The 12,700-nt window shown below is 45.1% G+C and carries 10 protein-coding genes and 5 tRNA genes; all 15 read left to right on the forward strand.

All coding sequences use genetic code 11. From position 1 onward, the window contains the following. Window positions 1-14 precede the first annotated feature (14 nt). Window positions 15-974, forward strand: a complete 960-nt coding sequence (locus A3KS_RS0109035) for a ribose-phosphate diphosphokinase (RefSeq protein WP_026394663.1) — start codon at window positions 15-17, stop codon at window positions 972-974. Window positions 975-982: 8 nt separating this feature from the next. Beyond that, window positions 983-1,630 (forward strand): aminoacyl-tRNA hydrolase, encoded by a 648-nt coding sequence (gene pth / locus A3KS_RS20650; protein ID WP_051355765.1) that lies wholly within the window; start codon window positions 983-985, stop codon window positions 1,628-1,630. Between the two features lie 103 nt (window positions 1,631-1,733). Continuing rightward, window positions 1,734-5,165: a transcription-repair coupling factor gene (gene mfd, locus A3KS_RS0109045; RefSeq protein WP_242834752.1), complete on the forward strand. Its 3,432-nt coding sequence runs from the start codon at window positions 1,734-1,736 to the stop codon at window positions 5,163-5,165. 81 nt (window positions 5,166-5,246) lie between these two features. Continuing rightward, window positions 5,247-6,734: a peptidyl-prolyl cis-trans isomerase gene (locus A3KS_RS0109050; RefSeq protein WP_026394665.1), complete on the forward strand. Its 1,488-nt coding sequence runs from the start codon at window positions 5,247-5,249 to the stop codon at window positions 6,732-6,734. A 139-nt stretch (window positions 6,735-6,873) separates the two neighbouring features. Further along, window positions 6,874-8,508, forward strand: coding sequence for a putative polysaccharide biosynthesis protein (locus A3KS_RS0109055; RefSeq protein WP_026394666.1), 1,635 nt, complete (start codon window positions 6,874-6,876; stop codon window positions 8,506-8,508). 24 nt (window positions 8,509-8,532) lie between these two features. Further along, window positions 8,533-10,005 (forward strand): bifunctional methyltransferase/pyrophosphohydrolase YabN, encoded by a 1,473-nt coding sequence (gene yabN / locus A3KS_RS0109060; RefSeq protein ID WP_026394667.1) that lies wholly within the window; start codon window positions 8,533-8,535, stop codon window positions 10,003-10,005. 90 nt (window positions 10,006-10,095) lie between these two features. Further along, the gene (locus A3KS_RS0109065; protein ID WP_014357319.1) at window positions 10,096-10,383 is read left to right on the forward strand and encodes an HU family DNA-binding protein; all 288 of its coding nucleotides are present in this window, start codon (window positions 10,096-10,098) and stop codon (window positions 10,381-10,383) included. A gap of 91 nt (window positions 10,384-10,474) precedes the next feature. Further along, a complete protein-coding gene (locus A3KS_RS0109070; protein WP_026394669.1) occupies window positions 10,475-10,714 on the forward strand; it encodes an RNA-binding S4 domain-containing protein in 240 nt (79 codons plus the stop codon). 30 nt (window positions 10,715-10,744) lie between these two features. Continuing rightward, on the forward strand, window positions 10,745-11,077 hold the full coding sequence (locus A3KS_RS0109075; protein ID WP_026394670.1) for an FtsB family cell division protein: 333 nt from the start codon (window positions 10,745-10,747) through the stop codon (window positions 11,075-11,077). After that, window positions 11,040-12,050, forward strand: coding sequence for a Ppx/GppA phosphatase family protein (locus A3KS_RS0109080; protein WP_242834753.1), 1,011 nt, complete (start codon window positions 11,040-11,042; stop codon window positions 12,048-12,050). Before A3KS_RS0109075 ends, A3KS_RS0109080 begins: the two co-directional genes overlap by 38 nt. 92 nt (window positions 12,051-12,142) lie before the next feature. Then, a tRNA-Leu gene (locus A3KS_RS0109085) sits at window positions 12,143-12,230 on the forward strand. A 43-nt stretch (window positions 12,231-12,273) separates the two neighbouring features. Next, a tRNA-Met gene (locus A3KS_RS0109090) sits at window positions 12,274-12,350 on the forward strand. Between the two features lie 23 nt (window positions 12,351-12,373). Beyond that, window positions 12,374-12,450: transfer RNA gene (locus tag A3KS_RS0109095), tRNA-Met, on the forward strand. A 21-nt stretch (window positions 12,451-12,471) separates the two neighbouring features. Then, a tRNA-Glu gene (locus tag A3KS_RS0109100) sits at window positions 12,472-12,546 on the forward strand. Window positions 12,547-12,595: 49 nt separating this feature from the next. Continuing rightward, window positions 12,596-12,671 (forward strand) — tRNA-Val (locus A3KS_RS0109105). Window positions 12,672-12,700: the final 29 nt, after the last annotated feature.

Raw genomic sequence — 12,700 nt, forward strand, 5'->3', positions numbered from 1 at the left:
GAGGTATAAAACGCATGGATGGTAAGTATAGTGGAATTAAGATTATTGCTGGGAACTCGAATATTGCTTTGGCACAGGAAATTGCCGAATATTTAGAAGTCCAGCTGTGTAACGCTGAGGTGGTCTCCTTTAGTGACGGGGAAATCGGCGTGAACGTCTTTGAATCGGTTCGTGGTGCAGATGTTTTTGTTATTCAGTCCACCGGAACTCCGGTGAATGAAAATTTAATGGAATTACTGATTCTCATCGATTCCATGAAACGTGCGTCGGCCGGACGAATTAATGCCGTGATCCCTTATTATGGCTATGCCAGACAGGATCGCAAGGCCAAATCCCGGGATCCCATCACCGCCAAACTGGTAGCAAATCTGTTAACCACCGCCGGTGCCGATCGGGTTATCACCATGGATCTCCACTCCAACCAGATTCAGGGTTTCTTTGACATTCCCCTTGATCATTTATCAGGCAGCGCCCTGATTACAGAATACTATAAAGACAAAAAACTCGAAAATATGGTCGTGGTTTCTCCAGATGTGGGCAGCGTCAAGCGTTCACGAAAGCTGGCCAGAAGCCTGAATTGTCCGTTTGCGATCATCGATAAGGAACGGCCCCGTCCCAATGAAACAGCGGTTATGAATGTTATTGGGGATGTTAAAGGAAAAAACTGTATTATGATCGATGATATGATTGATACCGCCGGAACCATAACCTCCGGGGCTAATGCCCTGATTGAACTTGGTGCCAATTCGGTATTTGCGGCCTGTAGCCATGGGGTATTTTCTGGACCAGCGATCCAACGGATTCAGGATTCCGCCATTGAGGAACTGGTAACCCTCAACACTCTGATTATTCCCAAGGAAAAACAAATCGAAAAAATAAAAATTCTGTCCACCGGAACTCTTTTTGGTCGGGCTATTGACTACGTTCATTTTGGTCGATCACTGAGCAAGCTTTTTGTGGGAAGATACGTATAGGATTGCCGATGCATCTGATTGTTGGATTGGGAAACATTGGCAAAGAATACGATGGAACCCGGCATAATATCGGTTTTGAAACCCTTGATTATCTCAGTGGCAAAAAAGGAATCACCATCACCAAGAAAGAGCAACACGGCGTAACCGGCGTCTATCGTGAAGAGGGACAAAAAATTATGCTGGCCAAGCCGACCACCTACATGAATAACAGCGGACTGTGCGTGGCCGGGCTGATGAATTTTTATGATATCCCGCTGGAGAATTTGTTGGTAATTTATGATGATATCGACCTGGCTACCGGAGATGTGCGGGTTCGCCAGCGGGGCAGTGCCGGGACCCATAACGGGATGCGATCGATTATTCAACATTTGGGGAATCCCGAATTTTCCCGCATCCGGATCGGTATTGGCCGACCCCGGCTGGGTTCGGAACTGGTGCACTATGTCCTGGGGCGTTTTCCCAAAAGTGAATTTCCGGCCATGGAAAATGCCGTGATGGAAGCGGCAAAAGGGGTGGATATTTTTGTCAAAGATGGCGTTGATCTGGCGATGAACCGGATAAATGTCAGGAAAAAAGCCGATCAAAAGAAACACGCAGAAAAAAAACCTGATGAAAAAAAGACTGCAGAATCAAATGAACTGGAAAAATCAGAGTAGCAGACCATAAAAGATCACAACTTAGATATGCTAAAAAGAATACAAACAGGTGCCCGGGTTTAAAACCCGGGCTATCCGTGTTTAAAAAATGAAAGAAGAGATCATGGAATTACTTTATCAAAACCTTTTGAAGGTTGAATCGATCCAAACCATCTTGAATAATTTATCCCCGGGAGAGATCATTAATATCTCCAATATGAACACCAGCTTTAAAGAAGTGCTTACCGGGCTGATCTTCAAGCAGCAGATGAGCCGGATTCTTTATGTTACGGCAACCGATTATCAGGCCCAGAAAACGGCCCGGAATCTGCAGAAAATCCTCGGGGATCAGGTTCTTTATTGCCCGGCCGAACCGATTCATGACTATTTCGCCGATGTGCACAGTCAGGAAATCAATCATCAGCGGTTGGTTGTATTCGAACAACTGTTGTCAAATCAGTCCTTTGTGGTGGTGATGGGGGCGGAAACGCTGTTAAAGAAGCAGATGCCCAGAGAAAAATTTCAGGCTCTGGGTTTTTCCCTGGCCGTAGAGGACAGCTGGGATCCCATTATCCTGACCAATCGTCTTTTTGAACTGGGTTATGAACCGGTTTCCCAGGTCGAAGCGAGAGGGCAGTATGCCCATCGGGGCGGGATTATTGACGTTTTTTCTACTACTGGTCAGGAAGCATACCGGATTGAATTTTTTGGCGATACCATCGAATCGTTGCGCACCTTTGATCCCCAAACCCAACTGTCAACCGATTCGGTGGATCAAGTAATCATTCTGCCTGGTCGCGAGATTATTTTAGCAGCAGACGAACGGGCCAAAGCGCTCAAACAAATCGCCAAAAATTATGGCGATATTCCGGGTTATCAGGCGCTGATTGAACGAATCAGTGAAGACCCGGGGGGGCATGATGAAACGCTGTTTGCCTTTATCAGGACCGAGGGGATGCTCACGGATTATCTGGGAAATGCTCTGGTTATCTGGGATGAACCGCCCCGGATCAAAGAAGCGCAGACCGTTTTTATCAATAAGCTGCACAGTGATTTTCAGACCCTGATGGATGAGCAGCTGATGTTTCCGGAAGAAAAAAACAAATTTTATTCCTTTTCAAAAATTGAAAAGGCGCTGGAAAGCCAGACCCAGTTAAGGCTGCATTTATTCACATCCCGGGCTAAAAAAGGGCTCAGCCTGGATTTAGGAGTCAAGGAAAATGACTCGTTTTTAGGCCAGATCCCGCTATTTATTGAATATGTCCAAAAACAGTTGGAACAAGATGCCATCATCCATTTGCGGGCCCGGGATGAAGCGGGGCTGGAAAAACTGAAAAGCTTTTTAACCGATGCGAATATTCACCGCTTTACCAATGAGGCGTTGCCGGGAGTTCAGTTGGTCACTGGCGAAATCAGCGGCGGCTTTGAATTGACTGGAAAAAAGCTGATTTGTCTCAATCAAAGTGAGATCATCAAAGAATCTAGCCGGGGGAAAAAACGTCGTCGCCAAAAAGGACGAAAAATCGATTCCTTTACGCAATTGAACCAGGGCGATTTTGTGGTCCACGATACCCATGGTATCGGAGTCTACCGGGGCATTGAACAATTAAAAATCGATGAGACCATTAAAGACTTACTGGTCATCGAATATGCTAATGATGCCAAGTTCTACTGTCCGGTGGATCAAATGGACGCCATCCAGGTTTATGTCGGAACTGGCGAGAAAAAACCGAAGATCAACCAGTTAGGCACCAATGACTGGAGCAAGTCCAAATCTCGGGTTAAAGCGGCGGTTGAAGAAATGGCCGATGAACTGATTGCCCTTTACGCTAAACGGCAGAATTTAAAAGGTTATGCCTTTGGTCCGGATTCCAGCTGGCAGCAGGAGTTTGAGGACTCTTTTCCCCATGAGGAAACCAACGATCAGCTCCAGGCTGTCGATGAGATTAAGGAAGATATGGAATCGGCCCGACCGATGGATCGGCTGCTCTGCGGCGATGTCGGGTATGGCAAAACCGAGGTCGCCCTGCGGGCTATTTTTAAAGCGGTGATGGAGGGCAAACAGGTAGCCTTTCTGGTGCCCACGACGATATTGGCCCAACAACATTATCAGACCGCCTTGGATCGGTTCAAAAAATATCCGGTCAGCATTGGCTTGCTCAGCCGCTTCCGATCCAAATCCGACCAGGATAAAACCTTAAAGGATCTGGCTGCTGGCCAGGTGGATCTGATCATCGGCACCCATCGGCTGTTATCAAAAGACGTCATCTTCAAAGATCTGGGTCTACTGGTGGTGGACGAGGAACAACGGTTTGGGGTGGGTCACAAGGAACGGATCAAGCAGCTTAAAGAAAATGTCGATGTGTTGACGCTCAGTGCTACCCCGATTCCCCGGACCCTGCACATGTCAATGATCGGGGTCCGGGATATGAGCGTTATCGACGAGCCGCCGGCCGGCCGCCGGCCAGTGCTGACCTACGTCATGGAATACAACGAAGCCATCGTCAAAGATGCCATTCAACGGGAATTGGCCAGACGGGGACAGGTCTATTTTGTCCACAACCGGATCCACGATATTTTTGAAGTGGCCCGAAAAATTCAGAAGTTGGTTCCCGAAGCCCGGATTGTGGTGGCCCATGGCCGGATGACCGGTCAGGAACTGGAAGATATCATGGTCGATTTTTTAGAACGGGAGTATGATGTATTGGTGACCACCACCATCATCGAGTCTGGTCTGGATATTAAAAATGCCAATACCCTGATTATCGACAACGGTGATTATATGGGTCTGTCGCAATTATATCAGCTCCGGGGACGGGTGGGGCGATCCGATGTTCAAGGCTACACCTATGTGACTCATCGGCCCAAGGTGCTCTCAGAAATTTCCCAGAAACGTTTAAAGGCTATCAAAGACTTTACCGCCTTTGGTTCGGGTTTTAAAATTGCCCTTCGGGATCTCGAAATCAGAGGGGCCGGAAATATTCTGGGAGCGGCCCAGTCGGGTAATCTGGCGACCATCGGTTATGAACTCTATTGCCGGATTCTGGATCAGGCCATCCATGAACGGCTCGGTAAAGAAATGGATTTCTCAGCCAGCGAGCTGCTGATCAACCTCAATGTCAGCAGTTATATCCCCGAAAACTATATTTCGGACGAGGAACTTAAATACGATATTTATAAAAAACTGTCCTATGTTAAATCCAAAGACGATTACGACGAGCTGGAGGATGAACTCCTGGATCGCTTTGGGGAAATCCCCGATGGGGTCTATAATCTGATGGCTTTGGCGATGATTAAGCACCTGGGCCGATCACTGGGAATGACTGAAATTCGGGAACGGGGAAACAGTGTTTTATTCACCTTTGACAATACCAGGGAAATTACCATTCCCGATCCGGAATTGATGAAGGAACTGTTTAACACCTACAATATTAAGTTCAACGCCGGAAAGTCAGATCAGATCCGCTGGCGGATTGTTTTGAAACACGATCAGGATCAAGCTTACCTGAGAGCTTTAGGTGAATTCCTGGGACGATTAGTTTCGTCAAAGAATTAAGGTAAAGTCCAGTTGTCGTATGTTAAACTAGGCAAGGTCTTAATTTATATGATATTAATAAAGAAGAGGAGAACAACAAAGATGAAGAAATCTCGTATTCTGGCTTTGATGCTGACAAGCGTTATCTGTGTCAGTCTTTTTGCCGGAGGTTGTAGTTTGGTTAAGGTAAATCCTGAACAGGATAAGAAGGTGGAAATCGCAGTAATTGATGGAACCCCTTTGTTAAAAGAGAGTTTTAATAATTATATGGCATATTATCAGATGTATTTTGATGCCAGCGGCATGACATTCCCCACCGATACAGAGCTGACAGAGCTGAAAAAAGATATTCTGGATGACTTGGTTCGGGTTGAAACGCTCACCGCCAAAGCGAAAAAAGATGGCGTTACCGTGGATGAAACAGGGATCGCCGCCAATGCGACCAGCATGCTGGAATCACTGAAAACAACTCTGGGCGAAGAAAAATATGCCGCAGTTTTAGAAACATACAACACCGACTCTGCATCATTTGAAGCATTCTTGAATATGTTCCTGTTGGATTACAGTTATGCCAACACGATGGAAACAAACTATAACAATACCTTGAAAGCTGATCCCAGCAAAGAGTTAAGCACAGTTGTTGGAACTGTTGGTAAAGATGAGGTTAAAAAAGATGTTTATAATTATCGTCTGGCCAATGAAGAATTGCTAACCTATTACCAAACCCAGCAAGCTTTGGGAACCGATGATGAAACCATGAAAACCACCAATGAAACCATCTTCAATACCATTGCTGAACAAAAAGCGCTGGCCCAATATGCTGAAGAAAAGAAACTCACCGCTGATCAAACAAATATCGACAGCTATGTAACTACCCAGGAAGCATTTGTCAATTATCTGCTACCCGGTGATGAGGCATTACAACAATTCCTCGATGCTAAATTTTTGACGATTGCTCAATTTAAAGAATTTGTCAAACAGGATGCTACTGCATCGGCCATTTCTAAAGCGGTTCAGGCCGATTTGGAAAGCACGATAAAAGTTACCGATGGCGAAATCAAAAAATATTATGATGAAAATAAAGCCTCCTACGATACCAGCACGGTTTCAGCTAAACATATTTTAGCCACCGAGCAGGCACTGGCGGATCAGGTTTACGCCGAAGCTAAGAATGCCAAAACAGTCGAAGAATTTGATGCGATTATGGCAAAATACCAGACCACCGACGGGATTCAGGAAGCTGCTGATCTGGGTGCTTTCACCAAGTCAACCATGGTTACTGAATTTTCAGATGCTGCCTTTGGGATGGATGTGAATACGGTCAGCGAGCCGGTTAAAACCGACTATGGTTACCATGTTATTTATGTTTATGATAAAAAGGCCGGTGAAACACCAAGTCTGGAAGATAAAAAAGAAGAGATTACCACAACCTTAAAAAGCGAAAAAGTTACTGAAGAATTTGATAAGTTAAAAACCAAACTGATGAACAAATTTAAAGTAAAAATCAACGATATCGCAACTCCAGCAGCAACGTATCTGGAAGAATTAAAAACCGAGTTGAATGTTAAAGTTTACGAAAACAAAATCTAAATACAATTCAAACAGCACCGCAAAAAGCACTGAGTTTCAGTGCTTTTTGGTTGTGTATGAATAGTTGATAAGATATAATAAAAAACAATCTGCAAAGCGCCGTTGGGGATTTGCATAAATGCACAAAAGAGGTTTATCTATGTCTGAGCGAACATCAAATTACTTAAAGGGTGCCAGCATCCTGGTCGCAGCGGGGATCTTATCCCGGCTGCTGGGCCTCTTTTTTAAGATTCCCCTGTATCAGATGGTGGGCAGCTACGGAAATGGGATCTATGGAAATGTCACCAGTATCTATAACCTGTTACTGATGGTTTCGACCGTGGGTTTTCCGGTGGCGATCTCAAAAATGGTGTCTGAAAGTATTGCCAAAAATGAATATGCAACCGCCCATCGGGTTTTCAAACTGTCGATCGTCATTCTTGCAGTTCTGGGCACGTTATCCAGTCTATTTTTGTTTTTTGGGGCGGAATGGATCATTGAAACGGCTAACTGGACAGCGGAGAGCTATCCAGCCCTGGTGGCAATAGCCCTGGCACCCTTGTTTATTTCCTTTGTCTCGGCCTTTCGGGGCTTTTTTCAGGGTTTTCAGATCATGACACCGACCGCGGTTTCGCAGATTCTCGAGCAACTGGTCCGGGTTTTTCTGGGCGTCGTGCTCTGTTGGGCCTTTGTCGGTCAATTTGGCATCGGTCTGGGCGTTGGCGGGGCCGTTTTTGGGGCTACTGCCGGTGGCCTGGTGGCCGCCATTTTATTGGCCTATCTCTATTACAACTTTGCCGCTAAAAATAAACGTTTGCTGAAAACAAGAACCAGAAAACGGCAGATCTCCAACCGGGCACTGCTGAAAAGATTGGTGATTATCTCGATTCCGGTCACCTTGACATCAGCCCTGGTGGCGATGTTTTCGACCGTTGACTCGTTTATCTATGTATCCCGGTTGGGGGTAGCCGGCATCGATGAAATAACTGCTACGATGATGTTCGGCGATTTTACCAATGTTGAACAATTAATTAATATACCATTAATCATTAGTGGCAATCTGGCGGTGGCGATGATCCCGGCGATTTCCGAATCATTTTCAATGCGGGACCGGACAGCCATGAATGAAAAGATTGTGCTGGCCATTCGGGTGATCCTACTGGTGGCTTTTCCCTCCTGTATCGGTTTGTCGGTGTTGTCTTACGGCATCTTCGATCTGCTTTTCCCGGGATCGCCCTACGGCGGATTTATTTTAAGCACCTTTTCTTATGCGACAATTTTTATGATGCTTTCCAATACCTTTCAAAGCATCCTCCAATCCATCGACCGGTTTCGCATTCCGCTGATCAATCTGGGGGTGGCCATCATTATCCGCTTTATCACCGGTTGGATATTTTTGTCGATCCCCTTTTTCAACATTCAGGGGATTGTTATCAGCAGTATGATTACCTTTATTTATCTGACCGTGGCCAACTACGCATCGGTTAAGCGCTATACCCACATCAAGGTCGATTTTATCCATACCGCCCTGAAACCGTTGATGGCTGCCACGGTGATGGGAATTGCCGTATTTTTTGCCTATAAAGGGATTGCCGCCCTGCTGGGTGGATTTATGGGAATTATCATGGCGGTCATCATCGGCGTCTTTATTTACTCCTTTGTGCTGGTTTTGATCAAAGGGATAACGGCAGATGAAATAAGGGTGTTACCGGGAAGCCGGACCCTATTAAGTTTTTTTCGCCGGCTTGAGCGACTTGTACCCGGTCGCAAAAAACGGCGGATCAGACACGAGTAGTCAATTCAGAAAGGAAATAAAAGCATGCACCATATCGATATTGTCGGTTTGGGACCGGGCAGTCCAGGCCAGATCACGCTGGAAACATTAGCCTTATTAAAAGATGCGAGTCCCAATTTTTTTAGAACAAAGATCCATCCGGTGATGGATTTTATTGAGAATGAAGCCATCAGTTATCAAAGCTTTGACTGCTATTATGAGCAGGAAGGCTCGTTTGAGGCGGTTTATGATCAAATCGTCACAACGCTTATCGAAACTGCTAAAACAACTGAAAAGTTGGTTTATGCGGTGCCAGGCAACCCTTTGTTTGGTGAAAAAACAGTTGAAAAACTGATTGTTGCCGCAAAAGCGGCCGGCATCAACTACCGGATTTATCCGGGTGTGAGCTTTGTTGATGTGACCCTCAACAGTCTCGAAGAAGACCCGATCAATGGACTAAAAATTATGGATGCCTTTGATTGCGTCAAGAATCCGCCGGATCCCCGGATCGGGGCTTTGATAACCCAGGTTTACGATCAGCATATGGCTTCAGAGCTCAAACTGCAATTAATGGAAATGTATGATCCCGAAAAAAAGGTGGTTCTGCTGATCAATTCAGGAATTCCTGAGGCCGAAAAGTCACTGGAAATCTGTCTTTATGAGTTGGACCGAGTGGAGGATATCAATCACCTGACCAGCCTTTATCTTCCGGCCACAAATGAAGCTTATCAGGGCTTTCAGGGCACCATTGAGATGATGAAAGCCCTACGAGCCGATGAGGGCTGCTCCTGGGATCGGAGTCAGACCCATGAAAGTCTGCGAAATTATCTGCTGGAAGAGAGCTATGAGGTTTTAGAGGCCATCGACAATCAGGACTGGGATAATCTCGCTGAAGAATTGGGCGATGTTCTATTTCAGATTGTTTTTCACGCCGAGATTGCCAGTGAGGCTGGTCGCTTTAATATCAACCAGGTGATTGGCGGGATCAATGAAAAAATGATCAGACGCCATCCCCATGTTTTTATTGACAAGGCCAGCTTTAATCCAGAGCAGGTGGAAACCAACTGGGATGCCATCAAACGGATGGAAAAGGGTGAGTCGGGAGAAGTACAGGAAAGCCCCGGACTGGCAGCAGAAATGAAAAAATTACCGAAAGCTCTGCCGGCTTTGATGGAGGCCTATAAGGTTCAGAAAAAGGCCGCCAAAGTTGGCTTTGACTGGCAGGAGCCAACAGCGGCGCTGGAAAAAATCGATGAGGAAGCCCTTGAATTAAGAGCGGCACTGCGGGAAAATAAGCCGGAACAGGTCGAAGAAGAACTGGGTGACCTACTTTTTTCAGTGGTCAATGTGTCCCGGTTGCTTAAACTTCAGCCGGAGATGGTGTTAAGGAAGGCGACTGAAAAATTCATTGGTCGTTTTGAAAAAATGGAAAAAGTTGCCAGTCAAGAGAAAAAATCTCTAAGTGACTATACTTTTGAGCAATTAGATGAGGCCTGGAATCGGTCGAAAGGGCTTTAAGAGTGGAAAAAACGGAAAAAAGCAAAAAAAACTTGTAATTTGCAGGTGAACACGCTTATAATATTACAATAGAATACTGGAAACTATCAGATGGAGGAAAAAATGAACAAATCAGAATTAATTGCCCAAATGGCAGAAAAGTCGGGTTTATCAAAAAAAGATTCAGAAAAAGCATTAGGTGCTTTTTTAGACACTGTGGTAGATACCTTGAAAAATGGAGACAAGGTGTCATTGGTAGGTTTTGGAACCTTTGAGGTTAGAGAACGTGCAGCACGTACAGGTCTTAACCCACGAACAAAAGAGCCCATCGAAATAGCAGCCTCTAAAGCCCCAGGTTTTAAAGCAGGCAAAGGCTTTAAGGATGAAGTAAATAAGTAAGTAACGTTACAGAAGCCGGGGCAATGCTCTGGCTTTTTGTTTTATTAAGGGTTTTGTTTTAAGCTTTTTGATTTAGAATAACGAGGAATCCATGAGAATTGATAAATTTTTAAAAAATGCCAGAATTATCAAACGTCGAACTGTGGGGAAAGATGCCTGTGATGGGGGTCGTGTTTCCATCAATGACAATGTCGCTAAACCAGGAGACCAGGTCAAGCCGGGAGATATTATAACCATCCGTTATGGTGATGGTGAACAAAAGGTGGAGGTTCTTGAATGTCTGGAACATGCTCCTAAAGATAAAGCAGGAGACATGTATCGGGAATTATAAAACTGCTCCACCGGAAATGAAGAAAAGAAAATGAATGAAAAAACGAAAAGTCTGATCAGGCGTCGAATGATCATTGCCTTGGCAATCGTTGTGACGGTCCTGTTTACCGCCTACATCTATCTGGCCAATGCGATAAAAATCTACGAGCTGGATCAACAGAAGATCCAGATTGCACAAGAAATCGAAAACGAAAAAATAAGAAGCAATCAATTAGACGAACAGGTTAAACAAATGGGCAGCAAGAATTACGTGGAAAATTTTGCGCGTAAATATCTTGGTTTATATTATCCGGATGAAACCATAGTCATTGTGGAAACCCAGGAAAATGCTGCAGAAAGCGATGGGCAAACAGTTGAACAATAAATGTGATCGAAATTTAGATGGGACTGAACTTAATCGGATTGAACTAAAAGAAAAGAAACGACATCTGGCCGTGATTGATATCGGCACCAATTCGACCCGGATGCTGATCTTTCGAAATGATCAGGGGAAACTGGTGCGGGTTAACAAATCCGTGCGCTATACAAGGATGGGCCAGGGTGTTAATCAAACCGGGCGACTTCATCCCGATGCGGAAAAACGAAATATGGAAGCTCTGGAAGAATATAAACAGATCGCTGCTGATTATGAGGTGGAAGAATTTTATTTATTTGGTACCAGTGCCATGCGGGATGCCGATAATACGGCGGCCTATCTTGAGGCTGTCAAAGAAAAGCTGGGTTTTGAAATTGAAGTTATTTCCGGCGAAGCCGAAGCCGAGCTTGGTTTTGTGGGGGTATCCCAGTGCTTTGAAGAAAAGATTCTGATTTTTGATATCGGCGGCGGTAGTACTGAATTGATCTATGGTGAAGACAACGAACTAAAAAGAATGATGAGCATCAATCTGGGCTGTGTTCGCTGTACTGAAGAATTTATTTTTTCCGATCCGCCGACTTTTCAAGAACTGGAACGGATGAATGAAAAAATTTATGCTGAGTTTGAAAAAAGAACCCGGGGCTTTTTGCCAACCAAACCCTATAAACTCATTGGCATCGGTGGCACCGCCACCAGTCTTTCGACCATCAAACAGGAACTTAAGACCTATTGCAGTGAAATGGTACATGAGAGCACTATTACTAAAGACGAGCTGCAACGTATGATTGACAGTTTGGCCAGTAAAACCATCAAAGAACGGCAAAATATGGTGGGCCTGGAAGCAAAACGGGCCGATATTATTCTGGCCGGGGCTTTTTTACTTTTAAATATTTTTAAAATTACCGGCGAAACTATTTTTACAGTCTGTGATTATGATAACCTTGAAGGCGCAGCATACCGCCATTTTGTCATGGAAAAATAAATTAAAATAAATATTTCTAAAAAGCTTGACATTAGGTTTGAATGGGCGTATAATAACACTTGTCCCTTGAGCAAGGGAACAGACGAAAAAGTGCCGGGGTGGCGGAACTGGCAGACGCACAGGACTTAAAATCCTGCGGTCCTAACGACCGTACCGGTTCGATTCCGGTCCTCGGCACCACTTTTTAACTTAACACTTTTTAAAATTGCTCAATTAATTACATCGCGGGATGGAGCAGCTTGGTAGCTCGTCGGGCTCATAACCCGGAGGTCGTAGGTTCAAATCCTGCTCCCGCAACCAATTAAACAAATCCTTTTTTTCATGGCGGCGTAGCTCAGTTGGCTAGAGCATACGGTTCATACCCGTAGTGTCAGCGGTTCGACTCCGTTCGCCGCTACCATAAAAAAAATATACAATCTGTGGCCCCTTGGTCAAGCGGTTAAGACACCGCCCTTTCACGGCGGTAACAGGGGTTCGAGTCCCCTAGGGGTCACCACTTAATTTGTATAGTGACAATCAAATATTTTATCCAGTATTTTGTTCGTGGTCGCATAGCTCAGCTGGGAGAGCACCTGCCTTACAAGCAGGGGGTCACAGGTTCGAGCCCTGTTGCGACCACCATTTTTTTATTTACTGAGTTTTATTAATGA

The organism is Acetobacterium malicum subsp. dehalogenans DSM 11527, from assembly GCF_000472665.1.
Lineage (GTDB): Bacteria > Bacillota > Clostridia > Eubacteriales > Eubacteriaceae > Acetobacterium > Acetobacterium malicum.

Coding starts and splice junctions, on each gene's coding strand:
- A3KS_RS0109035 (WP_026394663.1), top strand. CDS start 15: ATGGATGGTAAGTATAGTGGAATTAAGATTATTGCTGGGAACTCGAAT.
- pth (WP_051355765.1), top strand. CDS start 983: ATGCATCTGATTGTTGGATTGGGAAACATTGGCAAAGAATACGATGGA.
- mfd (WP_242834752.1), top strand. CDS start 1,734: ATGGAATTACTTTATCAAAACCTTTTGAAGGTTGAATCGATCCAAACC.
- A3KS_RS0109050 (WP_026394665.1), top strand. CDS start 5,247: ATGAAGAAATCTCGTATTCTGGCTTTGATGCTGACAAGCGTTATCTGT.
- A3KS_RS0109055 (WP_026394666.1), top strand. CDS start 6,874: ATGTCTGAGCGAACATCAAATTACTTAAAGGGTGCCAGCATCCTGGTC.
- yabN (WP_026394667.1), top strand. CDS start 8,533: ATGCACCATATCGATATTGTCGGTTTGGGACCGGGCAGTCCAGGCCAG.
- A3KS_RS0109065 (WP_014357319.1), top strand. CDS start 10,096: ATGGAGGAAAAAATGAACAAATCAGAATTAATTGCCCAAATGGCAGAA.
- A3KS_RS0109070 (WP_026394669.1), top strand. CDS start 10,475: ATGAGAATTGATAAATTTTTAAAAAATGCCAGAATTATCAAACGTCGA.
- A3KS_RS0109075 (WP_026394670.1), top strand. CDS start 10,745: ATGAATGAAAAAACGAAAAGTCTGATCAGGCGTCGAATGATCATTGCC.
- A3KS_RS0109080 (WP_242834753.1), top strand. CDS start 11,040: ATGCTGCAGAAAGCGATGGGCAAACAGTTGAACAATAAATGTGATCGA.